A 26,728-nucleotide genomic window follows, 5' to 3' on the forward strand; every position below is an offset into this window, starting at 1 on the left:
TGCGCTCGCCACCGCGACGCCCCGTGCAGCGCGACGATCGGGTGGCGAGGAATTTTCCATTATCTGATGCGCCGCAGCCGCCGCCGCTAGTAGATTCCGCCCTGTCTTTGCAAGAAGTCGCTGTCGCTCTGCCGCCGCCCCGGGTCCTGTTGCGGCGTGACGCGCGGGCGCGCGACGACCGGCTGATCGGGGTTGACCGAGCGCGCAACGGCGCGGCGCGGCTCGCTGTCGGGCTTGAACGCTTCCCAGATCACTGCCGCCTTGGGGTCGTCGCTCGGCCAGCCGCCATAGACCGGTCGGCCTGATCCGCGATCGACCCGCACGAAACGCACTCCCGCGGGCGCGCGGAACGGCATCGGCTCGAGCCCCTCATAGGCCTTTTCGGCAAAGGCCTTGAAGATCGGCGCGGCGAGCGTGCCGCCCTGCGCATAGCCGCCCAGGCTGCGCGGATTGTCATAACCGATGTAGAGTCCAGCAATCATCTGCGGCGTCCCGCCGATGAACCACACATCGGTCGGCCCGGTCGAGGTGCCGGTTTTGCCCATGATCGGCCGGTTCAGGTCACGCAGCACGGTCGCGGTGCCGCGCTGGATCACGCCTTCGGTGATGTGCACCATCTGGAACGCGCTGACCGCGTCGATCACTTGCCGCTGGCGCACGACCGGGCGCGGCATCGCGCGGCCGTTCCAGTCGGGCGCGTTGCAGCGCGCGCATGGGCGCCAGTTTTCGGGCCAGATCACCTTGCCGTGACGGTCCTGCACATAATCGATCAGGGTCGATGGCGCCCCCCGGCCCTGATTGGCCAGAATCGAGAAGGCGTTGACCATGCGCTGGACGGTGGTTTCGCCCGCCCCCAGCGCGATCGACAGATAGGGCGGGTATTTGCCGATCCCCATTCGGCTGATCGTGTCGACGACATGGTCCATGCCGACCGTGCTTGCCGCGCGCACTGTCATCAGGTTGCGCGACTGTTCGATGCCCCAGCGCATCGTGTGCGGCCCCGACCCCTGCCCGCCGCCGAAGTTGCGGAAGCATTTCTGGCCCAGCCGCGCGCCCTGATAGACGCAATAAGGCGCATCGACGATGATGGAGGCAGGCGTCATGCCGTTTTCGAGCGCCGCCGAATAGACGATCGGCTTGATCGTCGATCCCGGCTGGCGCATCGCCTGCGTCGCGCGGTTGAACGAGTTGAGCCGCGCGTCGAAGCCACCCTGCATTGCCAGCACGCGGCCAGTCGCGGGCTGTTCGACCACCATCCCGCCCGACACCCGCGGCACGGCGCGGACCGCGAACACATCGCCTTCGGGCGCGACCGAAATGATGTCGCCGGGCGTGAGTGCGGCGAACACCGTGCCGCCCTTGCCGCGCACCGGCATCTGCGCGGCCCAACGCGGCAGCGTGCTGGTCTTGCCGTCGGCAAAACCGATCACGGCCTGATTGGCGCCGACTTCGATCACGATCGCCGCGCGCCAATCCTCATAATCGATGCCGATGTTGCTGTTGAGCAGTGGCTGGAGCCAAGCGCGCCCTTCGCCCGCGGCACCCGCCGGCAGGTCGACATGCGCGAGCGGCCCGTTCCAGCCGCGCCCGCGGTCATAGCGGAGCAGCCCTTCGCGCAGTGCCTTTTGCGCATATTGCTGGACCTGCGGATCATAGGAGGTCCGCACCCACAGCCCGCCCGAATAGACGCTGTACGGCCCGTCGCGCTCGCTCTCACCGAATTTGTCGATCAGCTGGCGGCGGACTTCCTCGACAAAATAGCCGCCGACACGCTCGAAGCGCGGCTTCTGGCGCAACACGGCGCCGATCGGCTCGGCATTGGCCCGATCAAACTGCGCCTGATCGATGAAGCCGTTGCGCAGCATCTCGCGCAGCACATAGGTTCGCCGTTCGAGCGCCCGCGCGGTCTTGCGGAACGGATCGAAAAGCGCCGGCCCTTTGGGCAGGATCGCCAGATAGGCCATTTGGCCAAGCGTCAGCTCGTGCAGTTCCTTGTCGAAATAGGCGTGGCTGGCTGCCGCCACGCCAAACGCATTCCGGCCGAGCGCGATCTGGTTGAGGTAAAGCTCGATGATCTGCTGCTTGGTTAGCGTATCCTCGATCCGCCACGCCAAAATCGCTTCGCGCAGCTTGCGCGTGTAGCTGGCTTCGTTGCCGACAAGCAGGTTCTTGGCGACCTGCTGCGTGATCGTCGAGGTGCCGCGCGGCGTCGATCCCGAGACGATGCCTTCGAACGCCGCGCGGACCAGCCCCGGGAAATCGAGCCCGTGATGTTCGAAGAACGTGCGATCTTCGGCGGCGAGGAAGGCGCGGACCAGCAGCGGCGGATATTCGTCGTAGCTCAGCTCGACGCGGCGCTCGCGGGCATAGCTGTGGATCGGCATGCCGTCGATCGCGCGGACATTGGTCGGCAGCGGCGGCTCATAGGTCCGCAGCTTGTCGACCGAGGGCAGATCGCGCGCCACGAGGATCCAGATCAGCCCGAAGCCGATCGCCCCCAGTACCGCGAAAAATGCCAGCAACTTCCCCCACCAGCGCGACCAGAACCAGCCAAACCACGCCCGCAGGCGATTGGTCTCGCGGTGGATGCGAAAGTTTACGGACGTTTCTGGCGCGGGCATGGTCGGCGGACGCTGTAGCAAAACTGGCGCCGCGCGCCAGTGGCGTTCGCGCAGCTCACCGCGAGCGTAGGGACGTCAGTTCGACGCCAGCCGCCGCGCGAAATGGATGTCGACGGCGCGCCTCACGCTTTCGGCGATCCGCGCCCGGCCCTCGCGCGAATCGATGAAGGCGGCGTCACGCGGGTTGGAAATATAGCCGGTTTCGAACAGGATCGAAGGCATGTCGGGCGCCTTCAGCACCACCAGCGACGCCATGCGGTGGAAATTGGGCTTGATCGGCACCAGTGCCTTCGCCTCGCGGCCGAGCAGTCGGGCAAAGCTCGCCGAATTGTTCATCGTCTCGCGCTGCGTCAGGTCGATCAGCAGCGACGAGATGTCGGGCGACGCATCGGCGAGATTGATGCCCTGAATGATGTCAGCCTTGTTTTCGCGCGCGGCCAGCCGCGCCGCTTCCTTGTCGGAGGCGACTTCGGACAGCGTGTAGACCGTCGCGCCGCTGGCATCGCCGCCGCCGACGCTGTCGCAGTGAATCGAAATGAACAGATCGGCCTTCAGCTTGCGCGCGACGCCATAGCGTTCCTGCAGCACCAGAAACCGGTCGTCCTCGCGCGTCAGCGCCACCCGTACCCGGCCCGACGCCAACAGCTCATCGCGGATCGCGCGCGCGATGCGCAGCGTCACATCCTTTTCCTTCAAGCCGCTGCTGGGCGAAATCGCGCCGGGATCGATGCCGCCATGGCCCGGATCGATCACCACCAGCGGGCGGCTATCGTCATCGCCATAGACGCGCGGCAGCGCCAGTTGCGCACGCGGTGCCGGAATCGGCGCGGTGATGCTGTAACTGGCAGGGATCGCGCGGCCGCCATAGCTGAACGGCGGCAGGTAGCGCAGCTTGCCCTCTGCCGCCGCGCGCGCGAACCGGGCATCGCTGACCGTGCGCAGCGCCAGCGTCAGCGTCATGCCATCGTCGCCGAAGCGGCCTTCCTGCACGATCGCCGGCTGCGCCAGATCGAGCACGATTCGAGCGCCGCCTTCATGCGCAGCCTGGCGCACGCGCAACACCGCGCCGCCGACAGCCGCATCGCCCCCCGGCGTTGCCCCCGCCACGTCGATCGCGATCCGCTGTGGCCGGTCGAGCAGCAGCGCCGATGCCCCGGCCACGCGCGCGTCGAAATGCAACACGACATGATCGGCGGCGACGTCGATCCGCTCGACCGTCGCTGCCCAGGCCGGAACGCCGCCGAACCACAAAGTCAGCATGGCCAGGAAGAAAGACACGGGGCGGTATTGCCGCGCGGGGACACCGCCGGTCCAGCGAAAAGGCATTGCGGGGGGCTCCGCTCGGTTACTCGATTGCGCCGCTGGTAACCGGGCCCCTGTCAAATCGTCGTGAAAGGAGGCGGTTAACAAGCCGTTCGGCATCTTCTTGCCGCCTGACCGGCAAATTCATGCCGGTTGCTGCCCGCCTCCGGTGATGCTACGCAATGTTCGTACCGGTCCGATGCCGCGAGCGTCGCGCCGGTAAACCAACCGCCGGTGGCCTTTTTCTGGCCGAGCGCGGTTCATCCAGGTTGACGTCCGCATGTTGCATTCCTCTTGCCCCGCACACCGACCGGCCCGCGCCGGCGGGTATGCGGTCGCGCGGGGCTTGGCGGTCCGTTTTGGGCTGCAGGCACGTCGGGCAGACGCATTTTACACCATCCCGCACGCGTCTGGGGCAGGCCGCTTCGCTGCCGCCCAGCGCACGCTATTTCGCGCGCGACCCCCTTTTGCCGGCGCCGCGCGCGCACGGAGACTAATCAATGACCATGCGTATGCTGATCGACGCACGGCACCGGGAAGAGACCCGGGTTGCCGTCGTCAAAGGGAACCGAATCGAGGAGTTTGACTTCGAGTCCGCCGAGCGCAAGCAGCTCAAGGGCAATATCTATCTGGCCAAGGTGACCCGCGTCGAGCCGTCGCTGCAGGCCGCCTTCGTCGATTACGGCGGCAACCGCCACGGCTTCCTCGCCTTTTCCGAAATCCACCCCGACTATTACCAGATCCCCAAGGAAGACCGCGAAGCGCTGCTCCGCGAGGAAGCCGAGCATGCGGCCGAGGAGGCCGCGCTCCGCGCCGAACATGAGGATGAGGAAGACGACGCCGACGACGACAGTGGCGAACGTCGCGACGACGATCAGGATGGCGATGCCGAAGCGTCGGGCGACGGCGACGAGGCGCCCCGCCGCCGCAACAAGTCGAACGGCGGCGATGACGTCGATGCGCTGCGCGAACGCCGGATGAACCTGCGCCGCCGCTACAAGATTCAGGATGTGATCCGCAGGCGGCAGGTGCTGTTGGTGCAGGTCGTCAAGGAAGAACGCGGCAACAAGGGCGCGGCGCTCACGACTTATCTCTCGCTTGCCGGGCGCTATTGCGTGCTGATGCCCAACACCAGCCACGGCGGCGGCATTTCGCGCAAGATCTCGAACGCCGCCGACCGCAAGCGGCTCAAATCGATCATGGCCGATCTCAAGCTGCCGCCGTCGATGGGCTGCATCGTCCGCACGGCGGGGCTCCAGCGCACCAAGGTCGAGATCAAGCGCGACTTCGATTATCTCGCGCGGCTGTGGGATGAAATCCGCGAAAAGACGCTCGCATCGTCGGCGCCTGCGCTCGTCTATGGCGACAGCGACCTGATCAAGCGCGCGATCCGCGATATCTACAACAAGGACATCGACGAAGTGATCGTCGAGGGCGACGAGGGCTATGCCCAGGCCAAGCAGTTCATGAAGCTGCTGATGCCGAGCCACGCCCGCCGCGTGAAGCACTACAGCGACCCCGTGCCGCTGTTCCAGCGCAACCATGTCGAGGATCAGCTGGCGGCGATGTATCACCCGGTCGTCCAGCTCAAGTCGGGCGGCTATCTGGTGATCAACCCGACCGAAGCTTTGGTGTCGATCGACATCAACTCGGGCCGCTCGACCCGCGAGCATAACATCGAGCAGACCGCGACCGCGACCAATCTGGAAGCCGCGCAGGAAATCGCGCGCCAGTTGCGCTTGCGCGACATGGCCGGGCTCGTCGTCATCGACTTCATCGACATGGACAACAACTCCAACGTCCGCAAAGTCGAAAAGGCGATGAAGGAGGCGATGAAGAACGATCGCGCCCGCATCCAGGTGGGTCGCATCTCGTCCTTCGGGCTGATGGAAATGAGCCGCCAGCGGCTGCGCACCGGCGTGCTCGAAGCCTCAACCCGCCCCTGCCCGCATTGCGAGGGCTCGGGCTTCGTGCGCACTGCCTCGTCGGCGGGGCTCAGCGCGCTGCGGCTGATCGAGGACGAGGCCGCGCGCGGTCGCGGGTCGATCATCACCTTGCGCGCCAGCCAGGAAGCCGCCTTCTACCTGCTCAACCGGAAGCGCGCCGAACTTGCCGAGATCGAGGAACGCTACGGCGTGACGGTCGAAGTGATGTCCGACGGCGAGCGCGAGGGCGCGCGCATGGCGGTCGAGGCATCGGGCCCGCCGCCCGCCTTCACGCCGCGCTTCGAACCGCCCAAGGTCGAGATCGAGGACGAAATCGACGAGGTCGAGGAAGAAGAGGTCGAGGAAGAAGAGGTCGAGGAAGAGGAAGCCGAGGAAGAAGTGACCGAGCGCGCGCGCGACACGCGTTCGGGCCGCGAGGATCGCCCGGCCGAAGGCGAAGGATCACGGCGCAAGCGGCGGCGGCGGCGCGGTCGTCGCGGTCGCAGCACCGAGGGTGGTGCCGACCGCAGCGATGCGTCGGGTGAAAGCTTTGCCCGTGACGACGATGCCGCCGCCGATGCGGCCGGCGACGCGCTCGACGCTGCCGACGAAGCCGATGATGAAGCCGTCGGCACCGACACCGCCGAACGCAGCGAGGGGGGTGCCTCGCGCCGTCGCGGTCGTCGCGGTCGCCGGGGTCGGCGCGGCGAGGGCCAGCCGAGCGAGGCCGACGCGCCGATCGAGCCCGAAACCGCATCCGAATCCGAGCCGGTTGCCGAGGCGGCCGAGGTGGAGGCCGCGCCGGTCGAAGAAGCTGCGCCCAAGCCCACGCGTCGCCGTCGCGGCAAGGCAGCCGAAGCGGCTTCGGAAGCTGCCGAGCTGACCACGCCGGCCGTGTCGGAGCCCGCCGCCGAGGCCGCGCCGAAGCGGACGCGCACCCGCGCCAAAAAGGCCGAGGTGGCGGCTGAAGCTGCGGCCGAAGCGCCAGCCGAAGTCGCGGCGGACGAACCCGCCGCCAAGCCGAAGCGGACGCGCCGCAAAAAAGCGGAAGCTGCCGAAGCTGAGCCTGCCGCCGAACCAGTCGCGGTGGCCGAGCCTGCTGCTGGCGAAGCAACGGTGGAGGCCGCGCCCGAGCCGGTCGCGTCGAACGACGATGCCGCCGCCCCTGCCGCCGAGCCCGCCGCGCCGCGCCGCAGCGGGTGGTGGAGCCGGACCTTCGGCGGCTGAAGGCGACTGATCGCCCGTGCCGCCCACCCCGGCGGCACGGGCGACGCAGCGCGCATCGACGGCGTTGAACCGCGCCGCGAATTGGCCGATAGCCGACTCATGAGAAAATTCGTCGCTGCGCTGGTCTTATCGCTGCTCGCCATCGGCCAGCCGGCGCAGGCGCAGTCGATCCTGCGCGATGCCGAGACCGAGGCGATGTTCGACGAAATGTCGCGGCCGCTCATTCTCGCCGCCGGCCTGTCGCCGCGCAACGTCCGGGTGGTGCTGATCCAGGACGAGTCGATCAATGCTTTCGTCGCGGGCGGCCAGACCGTTTATGTCCATTCGGGGCTGATCGCGTCGGCAGACAATGCCAATCAAGTACAGGGCGTGATTGCCCACGAACTCGGCCATATCGCCGACGGCCATGTCCCGTTGGCCGATGCCGGCATCAAGCCCGCCGCCGCCATCCAGATCCTCAGCCTTGTCCTCGGCATCGCGGCGGCAGCAGCGGGGTCAGGCGAGGGCGCTGCCGGCATCATCGCCGCAGGCCAGCAGGCGGCCGTCGGCAAATACCTCGCCTTCAGCCGCGTGCAGGAATCGACCGCCGACGCGACCGGCGCCAAATTCCTGCAAACGGCGGGCGTCAGCGGGCGCGGGATGCTCGAATTCTTCAGGAAACTTCAGAATCTCGAATATCGCGCAGGTTACACCAACATCGACCCGTTTTCGCAGAGCCACCCGCTGAGCGGCGAACGCGTCGCGACGCTGACTGAAACGGTGCGGGCGTCGCCCGCCTTCGCCAAGCCCACCGACCCGGCGCTCGAAGACAAGTTCAAGCGCGTGAAGGCCAAGCTTGCGGGCTATGTCAACGATCCGCCGCGCACGCTGAGTGCCTATCCGGTCGAGGACCAGAGCCTTTATGCGCATTATGCGCGCGCCTATGCCTTTCATAAGGGCGGCTATCCCGAAAAAGCCAATGCCGAGGCCGATGCGCTGGTGCGGGCACGCCCTGACGATCCCTATTTCCTTGAGATCAAGGGCCAGATTCTGCTCGAATCGGGCAAACCCGACGAAGCGCTGGCGCCACTGCGCGAAGCGACCGAGCGCAGCGGCTATCAGCCGCTGATCGCCACCACTTTCGGCCATGCGCTGATTGCGACCGAAAATCCGGCCCATTTTGTCGAAGCCGAAAAAGTGCTGCGTCAGGCGGTCGGGCGCGACAGCGAAAATCCCTTCGCATGGTTCCAGCTGGGCGTCGTTTATGAACGCAAGGGCGACCGCGCGCGCGCCATGCTTGCGACTGCCGAACGCGCCGCACTCAACGGTGATCTGCGCACGACGTCGATCAGCGCGCGCGGGGCACTGGCAGGGCTGCCGCCCAACACCCCCGACTGGATTCGCGCGCAGGATCTGGTGCTGCTGACCCAGAATGTGATCGACGAACAGCGGAAAGGGCGGCGGTGAACCGGCTGCTGCTCGTCGTGGTGGGGCTCGGCGCGGCGGCGCTTGGCGCAGGCGGCGTCTATCTCGCCGGGCGGATGGGCGCGCCGGTCGGCAGCGATCGCGCGCGGACCGAGCAGATCGTCCATGACTATCTCGTCAGCCATCCCGAAGTGCTGGTCGAAGCCTCGAGCGCCTTGCGCCGCCGCCAGACCGGCGAGGCGATCGACGCCGACAAGGCCGCGATCGTCGAACCGTTCGGCAGCGCCTGGTCCGGCAATCCGCGCGGTGACGTGACGATCGTCGAATATTTCGACTACAATTGCGGCTATTGCCGCTCCAGCCTGCCGCTGATCGACGCGCTGGTCGCAAGCGACCCGCAACTCCGCGTCGTCTATCGCGACTGGCCGATCCTGTCCGAAGAAAGCGCGACGGCTGCACGCTACAGCCTGGTGGCGGCCGAAATGGGCAGGTTCGGTGAATTCCACCGCGCGCTCTATGCCGGTGGCCCGGTCAACGATGCCAGCATCGCCGCCGCGGTCGCGACCGCCGGGCTCGACCTCGCGAAGGTTCAAGCCGCCGCCAAGTCGCCCCGCATCGAAGCTGAACTGGCGCGCAATCTCGATACCGCCAAGAAGCTCGGCATGAGCGGCACGCCGTCATGGGTAATCGGCGATCAGGTGATTTCGTCGGCGCTACCGATCGACGAACTGAAGCGGCTGGTGAGCGACGCACGCAAGGGACGCTGAGGGGGCAGCCTCGTCGACCTTAACCACCCGTTCGTTTCGAGCGTAGTCGAGAAACGAAAGGAGGATATGGGGATTAGGTAGAAAGGGAGCCCGCAAAGCATTGCCGCCCCCGTCCCCCGCCCTTATCTCCAGCCCTCACGTCATTCGGGGACGCCACGCCTTTGGAACCGATCCTGGCCATTTCCGGCCTCACCAAAACCTATGCCTCGGGCCTGACCGCGCTCGACCATGTCGACCTGTCGATCGCCAAGGGCGAGATTTTCGCGCTGCTCGGGCCCAATGGCGCGGGCAAGACGACGCTCATCTCGATCGTCTGCGGCATCGTCACGCCGTCCGAAGGATCGGTCACCGTCGCGGGCCATGACATTGCGCGCGATTACCGGCAGGCGCGCTACCGCATCGGGCTGGTGCCGCAGGAATTGTCGACCGATGCGTTCGAGACGGTGATCGACACCGTCACTTTCAGCCGGGGACTGTTCGGCCGCAAGCCCGACGCCGCGCATATCGAGCGGGTCCTGCGCGACCTGTCGCTATGGGACAAGCGCAAGTCGAAGATCATGGCGTTGTCGGGCGGGATGAAGCGCCGCGTGCTGATCGCCAAGGCGCTCGCGCACGAACCCGACGTGCTGTTCCTCGATGAGCCCACCGCCGGCGTCGATGTCGAGCTGCGCCGCGACATGTGGGCACTGGTGCGGCGTCTGCGCGATCAGGGCACGACAATCATCCTGACGACGCATTACATCGAGGAAGCCGAGGAAATGGCCGACCGCGTCGGCGTGATCCTGAAGGGCAAGCTGATCCTGGTCGAGGACAAGGCGACGCTGATGCAAAAGCTCGGCAAGCGGACGCTGACGGTAACGCTCACCGAGCCGCTGAGCGCTGTGCCGCCCGCGCTGGCCGAATGGGCGCCGACATTGAAAAGCGACGGCTATGAGCTCGAATATGTGTTCGAGGGCGGGCACGATCGCACCGGCATCGCCGGGCTGCTGCGCGCGATCGGCGACGCGGGGATCGGCTACAAGGACATCAACACCCAGCAGAGCTCGCTCGAGGATATCTTCGTAGGGCTGCTCCACGACGCGGGCGAGCATGCGCTGGCAGAGGAAGTCGCGGCATGAACGGTTTCAACTGGGCGGGGGTCAGCGCGATCTACCGCTTCGAACTCGCGCGCTTCCGCCGCACGATCCTGACCAGCCTCGCAACGCCGGTCATCACCACGTCGCTCTATTTCGTCGTGTTCGGCTCGGCGATCGGCGGGCGGATCAACACCGTCGATGGCGTGGCGTATGGCGCGTTCATCGTGCCCGGGCTGATGCTGCTGTCAATGCTGACCGAGGGCATCGGCAATGCGAGCTTCGGCATTTACCTGCCCAAATGGTCGGGCACGATCTACGAATTGCTGTCGGCGCCGCTGTCGCCGTTCGAGACGGTACTCGCCTATGTCGGCGCGGCGGCAACCAAGTCGATGATCCTGGGGCTGGTGATTTTCGCAACCGCGCATTTGTTTGTCGCGCTGCCGATTGCGCACCCGCTCTACATGATTGCGTTTATGGCGCTGACGGCGGTGACCTTCTGCCTGTTCGGCTTCGTGCTCGGCATCTGGGCGAACAGCTTCGAGCAACTGCAGGTGATCCCTTTGCTCGTGATCACACCGCTGACGTTTCTGGGCGGGACTTTCTATTCAATCTCGATGCTGCCGCCCGCTTGGCAACAGGTCGCGCTGCTCAACCCGATCGTCTATCTGATCAGCGGCTTCCGCTGGACCTTCTTCGGGCGCGGCGACGTGAGCATCGGTTGGAGCCTCGGCGTGACGGGCCTGTTCCTGCTGCTGTGCCTTGGCGCGGTCGCGTGGATCTTTCGAACCGGCTGGCGGCTGAAGAGCTGAGCGGCAGGGCGTGCCCAATCGGCGCCCAGTCGACAGCATCTTAACCTGAGGCAATATGCTGGTGCTTTACCGACCCAGCGAGGTTGCGTACCTCCAACGTTGATTTATCGCAACGATTGGAATTTGTGCTTGGCCGATGTTTCAAATTTGCCGGCACAAAGCCATGCTGATTGTTATTGGCGCGAACCGCTCCATCTGGCTGACATTCCCCCGGCTGCGGATATTGCCACGATCGAGCATGATTTTGCGCGGCTCGCCGACTATTTGCCGACCTTGTGCTGGATCGCGCGCAGCGACGGCTATCTGATCTGGTACAATGCGCGCTGGTATCAATATACCGGCACCACGCCGGCGCAGATGGAGGGGTGGGGTTGGCAGTCCGTGCACGATCCGGCGCGCCTGCCCGATGTGATGGCGCGCTGGACGGCAGCGATCGAGACTGGCGACGCGTTCGAGATGATCTTTCCGCTGCGCGCGGCGGATGGCGTGTTTCACCCGTTCCTGACCCGGATCGTGCCGGTGCGCGATGCCACGGGCAAGATCGTGCGCTGGTTCGGCGTCAACACCGAAATCGGCGGCCAGATCCGCGCCGAGGCGGCGCTGCAGGACAGCGAAGCCAAATTCGCGGTGCTGACCGATGCGATGCCGCAGATGGTGTGGTCGACGCTGCCCGATGGCTTCCACGATTATTACAACGCGCAATGGTATGTCTTCACGGGCGTACCGGCTGGTTCGACCGACGGCGAAGGGTGGAATGGCATGTTCCATCCCGACGATCAGGAACGCGCCTGGACGCGCTGGCGGCATAGCCTTGCGACCGGCGAGCCCTATGAAATCGAATATCGCCTGCGCCACAATAGCGGCGACTATCGCTGGGTGCTCGGGCGCGCGCTGCCGGTTCGCGATCCGCAAGGGACGATCACGCGCTGGATCGGCACTTGCACCGACATCAACGAGGCCAAGCTCGCCGCCGAACATAACGAACTGCTCAACCGCGAGCTGAGCCACCGCATTAAGAACATCTTCGCCGTCATTTCGGGCCTGGTGAGCTTCACCGGGCGCCAGATGCCCGAGTTGCGGCCGTTCATGAACGAACTTCTCGGCCGGATTGCAGCGTTAGGCCGCGCGCATGAATTCGCCCGGCCGCACAGCCCGCAATCGGCGCCCGATTTCGGCGAAAGCCATTTGCAGGGGCTGCTCGCCGAGCTGCTCGAACCCTATCGCAGCGATGACGCCGACCGCGTCGTCATCACCGGTGACGATGTCGCGATCGACGATCGCGGTGCGACGCCGATTGCGCTGGTGGTTCATGAACTCGCCACCAACGCCGCCAAATACGGCAGCCTGTCGACGCCCCAGGGCAAGGTGACGATCGAGATCGCGCTCAGCGGCAATGCGCTGACGATCTGCTGGCACGAAAGCGGCGGGCCCGAAATCGCGGCCGCACCGACCCGCACCGGCTTCGGCACGCACCTCGCCGAACTCAGCGTCGGGCGCCAGCTTGGCGGCTCGATCACACGCGAATGGCGCCCGTCGGGGCTGCATGCCACCATCCGCCTCGACGTCAGCCGTGTGCACCGCGCCGCTGGCGCCTGACGGACAATCAGTTCGGTTGCCGACCCGCTTCGAGATAGCGCTGTAGCTCGCTCGGCGCCCAGGGCTTGCTGAGTACGCCGAGCAGCCCGTCGAACGGATCGCCTGCCTCGCGCGGATTGGCGGTCAGGATCAGCACCTTGGTGCCGAACTGCTGGGCCAGCGTGCGCGCGATTTCCGGCCCGGTCGGCCCGTCGCGCAGGTTCAAGTCGACAAACGCAAGGTCAGGCTTGGCAGCGGCGAGTTCCAGCGCGGAGGGCTGGTCGGGCGCGATGCCCACGACTTCATACCCCAGATCCCGCACGGTATCTTCCAGGTGCAACGCGGCGAAAATTTCGTCTTCGACAATCAGGACCTTCATGGCAGCTCAAGTTGATCGATAATGGACACTCGACGTGCCAACGCCTTGTCGACCAATTTTATCCGCGCAAAGCCATGGCCCGTCGAAGAAAATGCACTCCGGTCGGGCGCGGCGGATGCGCTACCGCATCACCGGCAGCACCAATTTCGATCCGGCGCACACTTTCTGCTCGGCCTTCACATAGTCCTCGGGCTTGGCGCGGGCGATGTTGGGCACGAAGGTCTGCGGGTTGCGGTCGATCACCGGGAACCAGCTCGACTGGATCTGTACCATGATCCGGTGGCCTTTCCTGAAGACATGGTCGTGGTCGCGCAGAGCAATGTCCCAGGCAGTAACCTGCCCCGGCACCAAAGCCTGCGGGGCCACGTCGCTCTTCAGGAAGCGTCCGCGCCGGATTTCCATCGCGATCGGCCATTGATAGCCGTTGAGCTGCCGCGTGTAGGCGCCGAGCGGAGCGCCATCGTTAAACTTCTCGAAATCATCAGGCAGCACGTCGATCAGCTTGACGACGAAATCGCTGTCGGTGCCGCTGGTTGAGGCCATCAGCTCGGCCGCGATCTGGCCCGTCACCGTCAAATCCTCGGTCAGCGGCGCCGAGACATAGCTGAGCACATCGGGGCGGTGGTCGACGAAGCGCTGGTCCTCGGCTTCCCACCAACGCCATTCGGGGCGCGGATAGGTCGGCGAGATCGGGCGCGGACGGTACGGCACCGGATTGGCGGGATCGGAAACATAGCTGCGGCAGGCCTCGCCCGTCGCGGGCGCCGTGAAATCGAGCGAGCCGTCGGCGTGGAGATAAAGCGCGGTTGCCTGCGTCGCCTTTGGCGGCCAGCTTTCGTAATTCTTCCACACCCATGACCCCGACTGGAAGATGCGCGTGTCGAAATCGGGCCGCGCACCCTTGCCGTGCAGCCAGTAGCGGAAGAACGGCGCCTGAATCTCGTCACGGAATTGCTGCGGATGATCGACCGGGACCGGAATGCGGCCCAGATCCTTGCCCGGCGCCGACCAGCTGCCATGCGCCCACGGCCCGGCGACCATCTGGCTCAGGTGATCGGGGTCATTCGCCTTCTGCTTGGCATAGATTTGCCACGATCCCCATGGGTCTTCCTGATCCCAGAAGCCTGCGACGTTGAGCGTCGGCACCGTCGTCTTGCCGAGCGTGTCGGACCAGCGCTGGCTGGTGAAGAAGCTGTCGTGATTGGGATGGTCGAACAGCGCGGTCGCTGTTGGCGCGCGGCCCTGCCAGATTTTGTCGAGATTGGCCGCGCTGCCGAGCTTCAGGAAGTAATCATAGGCGTCGACCGTGCCGTAATCGAATTCGGCAAAGCCATCCTTCTTCAGCTGGAGCGCGGCGACCCAATCGACCAGATAGCTCATCCGCAGCGCGCCGTTGCGGTGCAGGTCGTCGTTCTGCCAGTAATCGATCCACGCCGCCTGCGGGCTGACGGCTTTGAGCGCGGGGTGCGGCCTGGCGAGCGCGACGGCGGCCGTAAAGCCGGGGTAGCTGATGCCCCACATCCCGACCTTGCCATTGTTGCCTTTCACATTCTTGACCAGCCAAGCGATCGAATCATAGGCGTCGGTGGCTTCGTCGGGGCCCTTGGGCGTCACCGCCGTCGACAACGTGAAGACCCCGTCCGAGCCGAAGCGCCCGCGCATCGACTGGAAGACGAAGATATAGCCGTCATCCGCCAGCGACTTCCACCCGCCCGGCACGCGCGGCGGCGCGGCTTGCGGCACGCCATAAGGGGTGCGCTGGAACAGGATCGGCAGCGGCCCCTTGGCGCCCGTTGGCCGCAGGATCACCGTCTCCATCTTCGCGCCGTCGCGCATCGGCACCATCACCTTTTCGAAAGTGAAGGCGGGCTGCGGCGCGGCGGCGGGCGTTGGCGCGGCTTGCGGGCGCGCAAAGGCAGCAGGCGTGGCGACAGCGGCGAGCAGGACGGCGATATAGGTCAGGCGCATGGGGCGGGTTCCTGCGTGGGGAGCGACCCGCGCAGGCTATCGGTGCGTCGACAACCGCGCAACCGCCCTCAATCGATCCGGCGTTCGCCTTTCACCCAGCGCACCGTGCCGCTCGACGCGCGCATCACCACGCTGTGGGTGATCAGCTTGCCGCCGACCTGCTTCACGCCGCCGAGCAGCGACCCGTCGGTCACGCCGGTTGCGGCGAAGATGCAATCGCCCTTCGCCAGCTCCTTCAGGTCATATTGCTTGTCGAGATCGGTGACGCCCCACTTCGCCGCGCGCGCGCGCTCGTCGTCGTTGCGGAACACCAGCCGCCCCTTGAACTGCCCGCCGACACAGCGCAGCGCCGCCGCCGCCAGCACACCCTCGGGCGCGCCGCCCTGGCCCAGATAAATATCGATATTGGTCTCAGGGTTGGTTGTCGCGATCACCCCCGCGACATCGCCATCGCCGATCAGCATCACGCCGCAGCCGAGCTTGCGCAGTTCCTTGATCAGCTGTTCGTGGCGCGGCCGATCGAGCACGCAGGCGTTGATTTCCTTCGGCTTCACGCCCTTGGCCTTGGCGAGCGCCTTCACATTCTCGGTCACGCTCTTGTCGAGGTCGATCAGGTCCTTGGGATAGCCCGGCCCGACCGCGATCTTGTCCATATAGACGTCGGGCGCGTTGAGCAGGCAGCCTTCCTCGGCAATCGCCAGCACCGCGAGTGCATTCGGCCCGGCCTTGGCAGTGATCGTCGTGCCTTCGAGTGGATCGAGCGCGATGTCGATCTTCGGCCCCTTGCCGATCGCCGAGCCGACCTTTTCGCCGATATAAAGCATCGGCGCCTCGTCGCGCTCGCCTTCGCCGATCACGACAGTGCCGTCCATGTAGAGCTTGTTGAGCGCCTCGCGCATCGCCTCGACCGCGGCGGCATCGGCGGCCTTCTCATCCCCGCGCCCGACGAGCTTGGCGGCGGCCACGGCAGCAGCTTCGGTAACGCGCACCATTTCGAGCACGAGCACGCGATCGAGCGTCTTGGAGGCTTTGGGCATGAAGGGCTCCCCTTTGATTTGTTGGGGTGCGCGATAGGCGGTTGGCGGCGGGTTGTCGAGAATGGGGGTGGGCGAGACGATCTTGCCATCCAGACGATGTGGACGAAGTTCTCGCTTTCGGACGGAGGCGGGGCCTTTCTGTCGGTTGCCTCCAGACCTATCCATCGGTGGGTTCGTTCGCACTTCCGCACAACGAGTCTGCAAGGCGAAGCGTTTAATCGCGGGCAGATTCTAACTTAGCCTCAGATATTTACAGTCGCAATCGAAATTGCGAATATTGCTTACGACATATCATCAATTATCAGTTCATCGAGATAATGGAAATACTCTAATTTCTTCATCCATAATCACAGATGTTTCTGCATATGCATTGATAAATCTTTTATTGACGGTCTCTTTTTTGATTTGGTCAGTTGGGCAATATTCTCCGTCTCGAATATTGCCAAATGGATGTAATAACGTAGGCTCGGAGAAGCAACTACGAAAGCTCGACAATTCATTCGAGATAGATTCTAAACCAGAAGTTACGTTGCGACTCCAAAATGCCTTAGATACAGCAGTTTCCGTTTGGAATTCCCTAAGGTCACGGTCGAAATTATCTAACGCCTTTTGATATTTGTCTCTTGAATTCAAATATGCGGCCTTCTCTTCTTCGTTCATCTTAATTTTCGATTTTCTTTGTGCTACAATGATATCATATGTTACCTGTGCATCTGTGAGTTTTTCATCGATTTCCCAAGACGCCCGCAACATCGAATCAAAACTGGAAGTAATAATTCTGTAAGATTCAATCTTTGATGAGTAAGTTATTGCTCTGTAGGGAGTTTCTCTTTCACGTTCAAACATTGATAGCTGGTATATGCTTGCTGCAGTAGATAGAACTGAAATAATGACACTACAAATCAGCGTAATTGTTTGTATATTCCAAATATTATCTGACTCGGAAGTTCGCTGTGTGCGTTCAAATTTCTTTCGAAGAAGGGATTTAAACCTGTAATGCATCTTATCTTTTCGATATGGAAAATGTCTCTTTAAACCATTAGTGATCAGTAATGTTTGTGAATGCTTCTAGATGTCCATAATAAGCGCAATCAACTAATTAAACATCACATATTTTATATGGTATGTATGTATTTGACAAGCTCCTACCGGTAGTTTCGGTACCGCACAGCAACTTTTGACAGCTATTGGACAGAGCACACCTGACACCCCGCCCCCCTAATCCCTAAGCAGCTCATTGATGCTCGTCTTCGAGCGCGTCTGCGCGTCGACCTGCTTCACGATCACCGCGCAGTAGAGCGCAGGCACGCCGTTGCCGCCGCCGATCGTCCCCGGCACCACCACCGAATAGGGCGGCACGAAGCCGCGGTGAATTTCGCCCGTCGCGCGGTCGATGATCTTGGTGGAGGCGCCGAGATACACCCCCATCGACAGCACCGCGCCTTCGCCGACGCGCACGCCTTCGGCCACTTCGGCGCGCGCACCGATGAACGCGCCGTCCTCGATCACCACGGGGCCTGCCTGCAGCGGCTCGAGCACGCCGCCGATCCCGGCGCCGCCCGAAAGGTGCACGTTGCGGCCGATCTGCGCGCAGCTCCCCACTGTCGCCCAGGTGTCGACCATCGTCCCCTCGCCGACATGCGCGCCGATGTTGACGAAGCTCGGCATCAGCACCGCGCCCTTGCCGATGAAAGCGCCGCGCCGCACGATGCTGCCCGGCACCGCGCGGAAGCCCGCCTTGCGGAAGTCCGCCGCCTGCCAATGTTCGAACTTCGACGGCACCTTGTCCCACCACGACGACGGCCCGGGGCCGCCCGCGATCTCGACCATGTCGTTCAGCCGGAACGACAGCAGCACCGCTTTCTTCAGCCACTGGTTGACGTGCCAGCCGCCCGCGCCATCGGGCTCGGCGACGCGCGCGGTGCCGGCGTCGAGCAAGCGGATCGCATCGACCACGGCATCGCGGATCGCACCGCGCGTGTCGAAATTGATGGTGTCGCGCGCTTCCCAGGCTTCGTCGATGGTCACTTGCAGGGCTTCGGTCATGCTGCCTCCATTATCTCGTGCAACCATGCCGCGAGATCATGCGTGGTGAAATCGATAAATTCCGGCACCGCGCCCGGCCCTTGCTCCGAGCCGTTATCGACCCACACCGTCGTCATGCCGATCGCTTTGGCGGGCGCGAGGTTGCGGGCCATATCCTCGACGAACAGGCTTTCGCACGGATCGAGATCATAGGCTTCGCACAGCCCGCGATAGACCTGCGGGTCGGGCTTGGGCACGTAATTGGTCGCGTGGATATCGTGGATCGCCTCGAAGCTGTCGGAGAGGCCCAGCCGCGCGAGCACCCGCGTCGCATAGGGCGCATCGGCATTGGTGAAGATGAGCTTGCGCCCCGGCAATTGCGCGATCGCGGCGACCAGCGGCGCGTCATGTTCGAGCACGTCCATTTCGAGATCATGGACGAACTCGAGATAATGATGCGGATCGACGCCATGGTCCGCGATCAGCCCGGCGAGCGTCGTGCCTTTCTCATGGAAGAATTTCTTCTGGAGCGTGCGCGCCGCGGCCCACTCCAGCCCCAGCAGATCGACGATATATTGCGTGATCCGCGTGTCCATCTGCCCGCCGATATTGGTGCGAGCAGGGTAGAGCGTGTTGTCGAGATCGAAGATCCAGTTCCGGATCGGGGCCAGGCGCGCGAGCATGGGGGAGGTCCTAAGCGGCGCGGGGGATGGGGGCAAGCGGGGGCACAGTTGCTCTCGCCATGACGCCGAATCCTTTAGGTTCGGGACTTATGACTCCGCTGTTCGGCTTTCGCTCAATTGCGGACTTTGGACGAGGAGTCAGCGTGTAACGCAATCATCGTCGCTTGCGTGCCGTAGTTTGCCGACTGCCGCTGCAGCCATTTTTATGGAACCGCTGCTTATGTCGGTTCCGCGATGCGACGCAGCATCTGCTCAGCCTGGACCGCCCGCACGAGCAGTCGGTCGTTCTCCTCCCTCAGGCGACCGATGGCAGCGCAAGCATAATCAATATCGCTTTGGATTTGTTTGTTATGCCGCGCCAAACCATCCACTTCCGCCTTCAGCTTCCTACGCTCATTTTTGAAGCGAGTGAAATACGCTTCCTTGGCATACTCGCCAATGATCGCGCCCGCAGCCCTCGTAAGGACAAATAGCGCCAGCGCGGACAGCGCGGCGGCTGCCACGCTCGAAAGATGATCATTTAGGAGCCAGAGCACCCCGTCCAAAAGGGGGTAGCAACCGACGGCTATTGTCGATTGTTCGCTCAGCATCAGCTACAGCCTCCTCTAGACGCATGGCTTGGGCCTCGGATGCCGTGCATATACTCTCGACTCGGGCGCGTTCACAAGTGTAGAACGCAGTCAAGAGCGCAGTTTCACTTCTGATGCTATTTTCGTGCCGGTTCGTCATATTAATTTATACTGACTAGTATCTTCCTTTTAGTCAATGAAAATCGGGAGTCGTGGCGACGTGATATAGAATTTCATGATTTGATAGTCTGCGACGCCTATCAAAACGATGCTGGCCTGCACAGCCCAAACGCCTATCCTTGCCGCCCTTCTTAAAGATTCCATTCGTTCTAAGACTTCCTATTCTCCCGAATATACCATATGTACCAATGCCGACCAGAGAAAGAAGGGTTCAATTGGTGTCGAAAAAGTTGCAATGCAAGGTGCCGAGTAAACTTGGGGATGAAATAACCCGCTTACAGATCAAGCTTGGCGCAAAGGGTAAAGCCCTGAACCGCCTCACAAAAGCAGCGCTTGCTGACGCCGGCAATTATCCAGGCGATGGCACTTATGGCGCGGACGAGAGTGTAAGCTGCACGTTGACAGTCAACGAAGATTTTTACGCCGATGCGACACTCGCCTATCGAGAAAAATACGAATTGACGACGGCTACCGCATTTTTCAAGCAAGCGTTACAGCATGGCGCGTTGGTTCTCGCAGGGGAAGCTACCCCGGCTGAGGCTATTCCCAATATCGATGCCGTAGAATCGGCTAGCGCGGGCGATCCGGCACCGTCCAAAGGCGAGCAGCCTACGGTATCGACAGAGGTTAGTGATCAAGCGGATCCCAAAGATAATGGACAGGAATGACCCAACGGTAGAATTGTGAATCAGGATCAATCGAACGTTGCTCAACCCAGGGCCGGTGATTCTGACGCTCATCTTTGATTTCGGAAGCTTCGCTATTGAGTATCGAATGAAGCGCCCTGCAGGGATTTGGTCAGGATCGTGACCCATGTATGTCCACTTTTCGACAATGGTAGCTGGACTGGGGTTGCTGGGAGCTAGCTTGAGCAAGCATATTTATGACGGCCCGTCGAAAGTCCACTCAATTGTGGTCGACCGCGGCTCCGAGCTTATGCGCTCGCTTGCTAATCGATAACATCAGCCACCCCACAGCCCCTAGCACTCCACCGCAATCTTCCCCATCTTCCCCCTCATGACGAAATACTCCCTTCTCGATCTGGTCCCCGTTGTCGAAGGCGGCACGGTGGCGCAGGCTTTTGCCAATACCGCCGATCTCGCGCGCCATGCCGAGGACCTGGGCTTCACCCGCTACTGGATCGCCGAGCATCACGGGATGCCGGGGATCGCCGGGGGTGCCGCCGCCGTCGTGATCGGCCATGTCGCAGCCGCCACGCGCAGCATCCGCGTCGGTGCGGGCGGGATCATGCTGCCCAACCACGCACCGCTGGTGGTTGCCGAGCAATTCGGCACGCTCGACGCGCTGTTTCCAGGGCGGATCGACTTGGGGCTCGGCCGCGCGCCGGGATCGGACCAGCGGGTGGCGCAAGCGCTGCGGCGTAACCTCGATAGCGATCCCAACGCCTTCCCGCAGGACGTGCTCGAAATCCAGAGCTATTTCGCGGATGACGGCCAGACCGGGATCAGCGCGATGCCGGGCGCGGGCGCCAAGGTCGAGATGTGGATTCTCGGGTCGAGCACGTTCGGCGCGCAACTCGCCGCCGCGCTTGGCCTGCCCTATGCCTTCGCCTCGCATTTCGCGCCCGATGCGCTTGATGCGGCGCTGGACATCTATCGCCGGACCTTCCGCCCCTCGGCAGCACTCGCCAAGCCCTATGTCGCTGCCGGGTTCAACGTCTTTGGCGCGGCGACCGATGCCGAGGCCGAGTATCTCGCCAGCTCGCAAGCGCAGGCCTTCGTAGCGCTGCGCACCGGCCAGCCGCGCCAGCTGCCGCCGCCGGTCGCGGGCTATCGCGAGAGCCTGCCCGACAGTGCGGCGGCGATCCTTGGCCATGTGCTGCAATGCTCGGCAACCGGCGGCCCGGCCAAGCTCGCGCGCGAGATCGCCAAGTTCGTCGCCCGCACCGGCGCCGACGAGCTGATCCTGACGAGCTCGATCTTCGACCACGAGGCGCGCAAGGCCAGCCTCAGCTATGCAGCAGCGGCAATGCAGGAATTGCGCGTGGCGGCTTAGACCCTGATTACTTTACTATGAGCCGCTTGTTTCGAGCGAAGTCGAGAAACTCGTCCGCACCGCCTGTGGCCTGTTTCTCGACTTCGCTCGAAACGAACGGGGGAAGGTGAAGGCTTCCGACGCTAGCCAAAGGCCGCGAGAAACGGCTCCTCACCCGATACGGCGAGCGCCGCGAGCCGCGCCGCCAGCGGCCCGCGCACCTGCTGCTTCACCGCGCCAAAGGCGGGTTGCGCGGCCATCGCCGCCGCCACCGAGCACGCCTGCGCGATCAAATCCTCCGGCGCCACCAAAGCATCGGCGATGTCCGCTGCCACAGCTTCGGCGGGGCTCAACGTCGCGCTGGTCAGCGTCAGCCGCCGCAGCAGCGAGGGCGCCAACTCCGCCGCGATGACCTCGGTCGGCCCTGCCGGAAACGGCACCCCCGCCTTGGCCTCGGTCAGCCCGAGCTTCGCGCCCGCCGCGTCCGCCACCAGCCGGTAATCGCCGCCCAGCATCAGCACAAAGCCGCCGCCGAGCGCATGGCCATTCACTGCCGTCACCACCGGCACGGGAATCGCCAGCAGCGCCGCGACCATCCGCGTGATTGCGCGGACCATGTCGTGCCGGGTCGCGCGGTCGTAGCCGCCGAACGCCCGCGTATCGACGCCCGCGCAAAAGGCACTGCCCGCTCCCGTCAGCACCACGCCGCGCGGTCGGTCGCTTGCCGCCGCAACGAACGCGGCGTCGAGCGCCACAATCGCGTCGAGATCGAGCGCATTCACCGGCGGGCGATCGATCGTGATCGTCCGGCACCCCGCGACTTCGCTCACCTCAATCGCCATATCGCTCACCCCGCCACCGGCAGCCGCAACCGCACCAGCAGGCCGCCCAGATCCTCGCTCTCGTCGAGCTCGACCCCACCTTCGTAAATTTCCGCCACGTCGCGCACGATCGCGAGGCCTAGCCCCGTTCCCGGCTTGCCGGTATCGAGCCGCGCGCCGCGATCGAACAGCCGCTGCCGATCGGCTTCGGCGATGCCGGGGCCGTCGTCCTCAACCAGAAATTCGACAAAGGCGCCGACCGGCTTCACCGTCACGAACACGCTGCCACCGCCATATTTGGCGGCGTTCTCGATCAGGTTGCCGAGCATTTCGTCGAGGTCCTGCCGCTCGACATGGACTTGCAGGTCCTTCGGCCCGTCGGCGTCGAAGCGGACATGCGGATAAAGGCGCCCGACTGCGCGCTCGACCGATTCGAGGCTCGGCCAGACAGCGGCGCGGCTGTGCGCGTGACCGCGGCGCCCGACCGCCCGCGCGCGCGAGAGATGGTGGTCGACCTGCCGCCGCATCGTCGTTGCCTCGCGGATCACGGTCGGCGCGAGATCATCAGCCTCGGCCGTTGCCGCGTTCATGATCACCGTCAGCGGCGTCTTGAGTGCATGTGCCAGATTGCCCGCGTGGCGCCGCGCTTCCTCGGCCTGGCGCTCGTTGTGCGCGATCAGCGCGTTAAGTTCGTCGACCAGCGGCATCACCTCAACCGGCATCGGCGCTTCGATCCGCCGCGCGGCGCCGCTGCGCATCCGCGCGATCTCCTCGCGAACCTTGCGCAAGGGACGCAGCCCGTAAAAGGTCTGCAAGCCCGCCATGATAATGAGGCCCAGCGCGAGCAGCGCGAAGCTGACCACGAGAATCTGGCGCAGCGCGGCAATCTGCGCATCGAGCGTATCGCGATTGCCCGCAATCTTGAACCGCCAGCGCACCGGCGATCCCGGCAGTTTGACGTCGCGTTCGACGATCCGCAGCTTCTCGTCGCCGAACTCGCGGCTGTTGTAGATATGGACTTGGCGGTCGTTATGGTCGGCGCCATAGCGCAGCCGCCGGTCCCACAGCGATCGCGACGGGAAGTCTTCGCGCCCCTTCGCGCTGACCTGCCAGTAAAGCCCCGAATAGGGTTCCAGAAAGCGCTGGTCGGCGGGCTCGCGGTTGAAAATGACCTCGCCGACCGGGCCGATCTGCGCCGACAGGATCAGCGTCTTCAGCACATATTCGAGCTGGTCGTCGAAATTGCGCGTGACCGCGCCGGTCAGCACCCGGTCGAGCGCAAAGGCGCCGCCCGCCAGCAGCACCGAAATCCACAGCGTCGCAATCAGGATCATCCGCCGACTGAGCGAGCGCCTTGCGGCCCGCAACGATGCGGCAGGCGGCGCCGCGGACGCAACCGGTCGCGCGGCGTCGGCGTCAGCCATTCGGTTCTTCGAGGCTGTAGCCAAGCCCACGGATCGTGGTGATCACATCCTGGCCCAGCTTCTTGCGGATGCGCGTCACGAACACTTCGATCGTGTTCGAATCGCGGTCGAAATCCTGGTCGTAGATATGCTCGATCAGCTCGGTGCGGCTGACGACCTTGCCCTTGTGGTGGAGCAGATAGCTGAGCAGCTTATATTCCTGCGCGGTCAGCTTCACGGGCTCGCCCGCCTTGGTCACCTTGCCGCTGCGGGTATCGAGCCGCACGTCGCCCGCGGTCAGCTCGGACGAGGCATTGCCCGACGCGCGGCGGATGAGCGCGCGCAGCCGCGCGATCAGCTCTTCCGACTGGAAGGGCTTGGCGACATAGTCATCGGCGCCCGCGTCGAGCCCGGCGACCTTGTCCGACCAGCTGTCGCGCGCGGTCAGCACCAGCACCGGCATCACCTTGCCCTCGCGCCGCCAGCGATCGAGCACCGTCAGCCCGTCGATCTCGGGCAGGCCGAGATCGAGCACGACCGCGTCATAGGCTTCGGTCGAGCCCAGAAAATGCCCCTCCTCGCCGTCGGTGGCGAGGTCGATCGCATAGCCGGCGCCCTCGAGCGTGTTCTTGAGCTGCTGGCCCAGGCTGGGTTCGTCCTCGACGATCAGAACGCGCATGCTGTCATCCCTTTGTCAGCGGGCGAGTCAATTGCCACTGCGGCTGATGACTTGCCCCGAATGGCCGTCAACCGCGACCCAGATGACATTTCCATTGCGCAGGAACTTCAGGGTGTAAATCCCGCTGTCGGCATCGAAGTCGAATCCGAGATATTGCGCATTGCTCATCGTCGGCACTATGCGGCGTTCGATATCGCGGAACGGCAGCAGCTTGCCCGATCGCATTGCTTCGAAAACGTCACGGCTTTCGCCGCGCCGCTGCGCATCGGCGGGCATGGCGACGGCGGTCAGCAACAGGATCGCAAGCAACATCCTCATCATCATGGGCATTGACATAGGGGCGCGGCGTTGAACAGCCTGTGAATGGCCCAGAAAGCATCTGGCAACTTGCCGCAGGCGCCCGCGCGCCCTAACCGCGCTCATCATGGCAGCACCTATTCTCGCTTTTGAAAATCTCGGCCTTGTTCAGGGATCGGGCTGGCTGTTTCGCGGGCTCGACATCCATGTGGGGCCACGCGACCGGCTCGCGCTGATCGGCCGCAATGGCGCGGGCAAGACGACGCTCCTGAAGCTCATCGCCGGCGCGATCGATTGCGACGAGGGGCGGCGCACGATCGTGCCGGGCACCAAGGTGATCCTGCTCGAACAGGACCCCAGCGTCGCAGGGCACGCGACCTTGCGCGATTTCGTCATGGCGGGCGACGATGCGCCGCTGCCGCACGAGGCCGATGCGATTGCCGACCAGCTCGGCATCGACCTCGACCGCGAGGCGGCGAGCGCATCGGGCGGCGAGCGGCGGCGCGCGGCAATCGTGCGTGCGCTGGCGCAGAGCCCCGATGTGCTGCTGCTCGACGAGCCGACCAACCATCTCGACATTGCCGCGATCGAATGGCTCGAAAACTGGCTCGCGCGCTACAACGGCGCATTCATCGTCATCAGCCACGACCGCACTTTCCTGACGCGGCTGACCAAGCAGACCCTGTGGCTCGATCGCGGCGCGATCCGCCGCGCCGAAATCGGCTTCGGCGGGTTCGAGGCCTGGACCGAGCAAGTCTATGCCGAGGAAGAGCGCAACGCCGAGCGGCTCGACGCGAAACTCAAGATCGAGGAGCATTGGCTGCTGCGCGGCGTCACCGGGCGGCGGCGGCGCAACCAGGGGCGGCTGTCCAAGCTCAAGGAAATGCGCGCCGAACGCGCGTCGATGCTGGGGCCACAGGGCGCCGCGAACCTCGCGATTGCGAGCGACGATGCCAAGACCAAGGTGGTGATCGACGCCAAGCATATTTCGAAGGCGTACGGCGACCGCACGATCATTCGCGACCTGACCCTGCGGGTCACGCGCGGCGACCGGATCGGGATTGTGGGGAGGAACGGCGCGGGCAAGACGACGCTGATCAAGCTGCTCACCGGCGAACTGGCGCCCGACAGCGGCACGATCCGGCTCGCGAAGACGCTCGACGGCGTGGTGATCGACCAGCAGCGCAAGCTGATGGCGCCGGAGAAAACGATCCGCGACGTGCTGGCGGATGGCGGCGACTGGATCGAAGTGCTGGGCGCCAAGAAGCACGTCGTTGGTTACCTCAAGGAATTCCTGTTCGACGGCAACATGGTCGACGCCAAGATCGGCACGCTCTCGGGCGGCGAACGCTCGCGCCTGCTGCTCGCGCGCGAATTTGCGCGGCCTTCGAACCTGCTCGTGCTCGACGAGCCGACCAACGATCTCGATCTCGAAACGCTCGACCTGCTGCAGGAAGTGATCGGCGATTATGGCGGCACCGTGCTGATCGTCAGCCACGACCGCGATTTCCTCGACCGCACGGTGACGGTGACGCTCGGGCTCGACGGGTCGGGGACGGTCGATGTGGTGGCGGGCGGCTATGCCGATTGGGAAGCCAAGCGGCGACCGGCGGCGGAGAAGAAAGTCGCCAAGGCCGCGCCCGCCGCACCGCCCGCGCCCACCCCGAGCAAGACCAAGCTGACTTACAAGGACCAGCGCGATTACGAGCTGTTACCCAAGCGGATCGAGGCGCTGGACGCGGCGATCGCACGCGATGAGGCGGCGCTCGCGGATCCGGGGCTGTACACGAAGGACTTCGCGCAGTTCGAGGCGCTAACCAAGGCGGTCGCGGCGGCACGGGCGGAGAAGGACGCGGCGGAGTTGCGCTGGCTGGAACTGGCGGAAATGGTGGAGGGGTAGGGTAAGAAAAAGGCCCTCACCCAACCGTCTCCCATGAAGAATGGGAGAGGGCTAGGAAGAAGCAATGAACCACCTTAGCCCTCTCC

Annotated in this window: 22 protein-coding genes; 9 read left to right on the forward strand and 13 right to left on the reverse strand. The window is 64.2% G+C overall.

Features of this window, described 5'->3' with window-relative positions; genetic code table 11:
- Nucleotides 1-86: 86 nt before the first annotated feature.
- Nucleotides 87-2,621: a penicillin-binding protein 1A gene (locus tag AX672_RS03585; RefSeq protein WP_066648350.1), complete on the reverse strand. Its 2,535-nt coding sequence runs from the start codon at nt 2,619-2,621 to the stop codon at nt 87-89.
- Nucleotides 2,622-2,696: 75 nt separating this feature from the next.
- Complete coding sequence (locus AX672_RS03590) at nt 2,697-3,947, reverse strand: N-acetylmuramoyl-L-alanine amidase family protein (RefSeq protein ID WP_066648352.1); 1,251 nt, start codon at nt 3,945-3,947, stop codon at nt 2,697-2,699.
- Between the two features lie 476 nt (nt 3,948-4,423).
- Between AX672_RS03590 and AX672_RS03595 the strand changes: the two genes are divergently transcribed.
- The 6 genes from AX672_RS03595 (at nt 4,424) to AX672_RS03620 (ending at nt 12,727) form a co-directional block, all read left to right on the forward strand.
- Entirely contained in the window at nt 4,424-7,075 is a 2,652-nt protein-coding gene (locus AX672_RS03595) for an Rne/Rng family ribonuclease (RefSeq protein WP_231731142.1), read from the forward strand.
- 99 nt (nt 7,076-7,174) lie between these two features.
- The gene (locus AX672_RS03600) at nt 7,175-8,521 is read left to right on the forward strand and encodes a M48 family metalloprotease (protein WP_066648360.1); all 1,347 of its coding nucleotides are present in this window, start codon (nt 7,175-7,177) and stop codon (nt 8,519-8,521) included.
- Entirely contained in the window at nt 8,518-9,246 is a 729-nt protein-coding gene (locus tag AX672_RS03605; RefSeq protein ID WP_066648362.1) for a DsbA family protein, read from the forward strand. The genes AX672_RS03600 and AX672_RS03605 overlap by 4 nt, the downstream gene beginning before the upstream one ends.
- A 161-nt stretch (nt 9,247-9,407) precedes the next feature.
- On the forward strand, nt 9,408-10,364 hold the full coding sequence (locus AX672_RS03610; RefSeq protein ID WP_066648365.1) for an ABC transporter ATP-binding protein: 957 nt from the start codon (nt 9,408-9,410) through the stop codon (nt 10,362-10,364).
- Entirely contained in the window at nt 10,361-11,131 is a 771-nt protein-coding gene (locus AX672_RS03615) for an ABC transporter permease (RefSeq protein ID WP_066648369.1), read from the forward strand. The genes AX672_RS03610 and AX672_RS03615 overlap by 4 nt, the downstream gene beginning before the upstream one ends.
- Before the next feature lie 129 nt (nt 11,132-11,260).
- Nucleotides 11,261-12,727, forward strand: a complete 1,467-nt coding sequence (locus AX672_RS03620) for a sensor histidine kinase (RefSeq protein WP_168727309.1) — start codon at nt 11,261-11,263, stop codon at nt 12,725-12,727.
- A gap of 7 nt (nt 12,728-12,734) precedes the next feature.
- Here the strand turns inward: AX672_RS03620 and AX672_RS03625 are convergent, their stop codons facing one another.
- The 7 genes from AX672_RS03625 to AX672_RS03650 all read right to left on the reverse strand — a co-directional run bounded on the left by AX672_RS03625 (nt 12,735) and on the right by AX672_RS03650 (nt 19,388).
- Nucleotides 12,735-13,085, reverse strand: a complete 351-nt coding sequence (locus AX672_RS03625) for a response regulator (RefSeq protein ID WP_066648375.1) — start codon at nt 13,083-13,085, stop codon at nt 12,735-12,737.
- 120 nt (nt 13,086-13,205) lie between these two features.
- Nucleotides 13,206-15,053, reverse strand: coding sequence for a CocE/NonD family hydrolase (locus AX672_RS03630; RefSeq protein ID WP_066648378.1), 1,848 nt, complete (start codon nt 15,051-15,053; stop codon nt 13,206-13,208).
- A gap of 68 nt (nt 15,054-15,121) precedes the next feature.
- Nucleotides 15,122-16,090: a class II fructose-bisphosphatase gene (gene glpX, locus AX672_RS03635; protein ID WP_066648381.1), complete on the reverse strand. Its 969-nt coding sequence runs from the start codon at nt 16,088-16,090 to the stop codon at nt 15,122-15,124.
- A gap of 306 nt (nt 16,091-16,396) precedes the next feature.
- A complete protein-coding gene (locus AX672_RS18470; protein ID WP_202189229.1) occupies nt 16,397-16,936 on the reverse strand; it encodes a hypothetical protein in 540 nt (179 codons plus the stop codon).
- A 372-nt stretch (nt 16,937-17,308) separates the two neighbouring features.
- Nucleotides 17,309-18,136: a 2,3,4,5-tetrahydropyridine-2,6-dicarboxylate N-succinyltransferase gene (dapD, locus tag AX672_RS03640; RefSeq protein WP_066648388.1), complete on the reverse strand. Its 828-nt coding sequence runs from the start codon at nt 18,134-18,136 to the stop codon at nt 17,309-17,311.
- Complete coding sequence (locus AX672_RS03645; protein ID WP_066648390.1) at nt 18,133-18,798, reverse strand: pyrimidine 5'-nucleotidase; 666 nt, start codon at nt 18,796-18,798, stop codon at nt 18,133-18,135. Before AX672_RS03645 ends, dapD begins: the two co-directional genes overlap by 4 nt.
- A 218-nt stretch (nt 18,799-19,016) precedes the next feature.
- The gene (locus tag AX672_RS03650; RefSeq protein WP_066648392.1) at nt 19,017-19,388 is read right to left on the reverse strand and encodes a hypothetical protein; all 372 of its coding nucleotides are present in this window, start codon (nt 19,386-19,388) and stop codon (nt 19,017-19,019) included.
- Nucleotides 19,389-19,765: 377 nt separating this feature from the next.
- On the opposite strand from AX672_RS03650, the gene AX672_RS18475 reads away from it, so the two are divergent.
- Nucleotides 19,766-20,215, forward strand: a complete 450-nt coding sequence (locus AX672_RS18475; protein WP_168727311.1) for a hypothetical protein — start codon at nt 19,766-19,768, stop codon at nt 20,213-20,215.
- A 349-nt stretch (nt 20,216-20,564) separates the two neighbouring features.
- Entirely contained in the window at nt 20,565-21,563 is a 999-nt protein-coding gene (locus tag AX672_RS03660) for an LLM class flavin-dependent oxidoreductase (protein WP_066648398.1), read from the forward strand.
- A gap of 122 nt (nt 21,564-21,685) precedes the next feature.
- Here AX672_RS03660 and AX672_RS03665 read toward each other — a convergent pair whose 3' ends face one another.
- Genes AX672_RS03665 through AX672_RS03680 form a run of 4 tightly spaced genes read right to left on the reverse strand, consistent with a single transcriptional unit; the run spans nt 21,686 to nt 24,763 of the window.
- Nucleotides 21,686-22,384, reverse strand: a complete 699-nt coding sequence (locus tag AX672_RS03665; RefSeq protein ID WP_066648400.1) for an enoyl-CoA hydratase/isomerase family protein — start codon at nt 22,382-22,384, stop codon at nt 21,686-21,688.
- 5 nt (nt 22,385-22,389) lie between these two features.
- Nucleotides 22,390-23,787 carry a sensor histidine kinase gene (locus AX672_RS03670; protein ID WP_066648402.1) on the reverse strand — a complete coding sequence of 466 codons (1,398 nt, stop codon included), beginning with the start codon at nt 23,785-23,787 and terminating at the stop codon, nt 22,390-22,392.
- The gene (locus AX672_RS03675) at nt 23,780-24,445 is read right to left on the reverse strand and encodes a response regulator transcription factor (protein ID WP_066648405.1); all 666 of its coding nucleotides are present in this window, start codon (nt 24,443-24,445) and stop codon (nt 23,780-23,782) included. Before AX672_RS03675 ends, AX672_RS03670 begins: the two co-directional genes overlap by 8 nt.
- 27 nt (nt 24,446-24,472) lie before the next feature.
- On the reverse strand, nt 24,473-24,763 hold the full coding sequence (locus tag AX672_RS03680; RefSeq protein WP_066648529.1) for a hypothetical protein: 291 nt from the start codon (nt 24,761-24,763) through the stop codon (nt 24,473-24,475).
- A 106-nt stretch (nt 24,764-24,869) separates the two neighbouring features.
- On the opposite strand from AX672_RS03680, the gene AX672_RS03685 reads away from it, so the two are divergent.
- Complete coding sequence (locus tag AX672_RS03685; RefSeq protein WP_066648408.1) at nt 24,870-26,642, forward strand: ABC-F family ATP-binding cassette domain-containing protein; 1,773 nt, start codon at nt 24,870-24,872, stop codon at nt 26,640-26,642.
- Nucleotides 26,643-26,728: the final 86 nt, after the last annotated feature.

It is taken from the genome of Sphingomonas sp. CCH10-B3, assembly GCF_001556185.1.
GTDB classification, from domain to species: domain Bacteria; phylum Pseudomonadota; class Alphaproteobacteria; order Sphingomonadales; family Sphingomonadaceae; genus Sphingomonas; species Sphingomonas aquatica.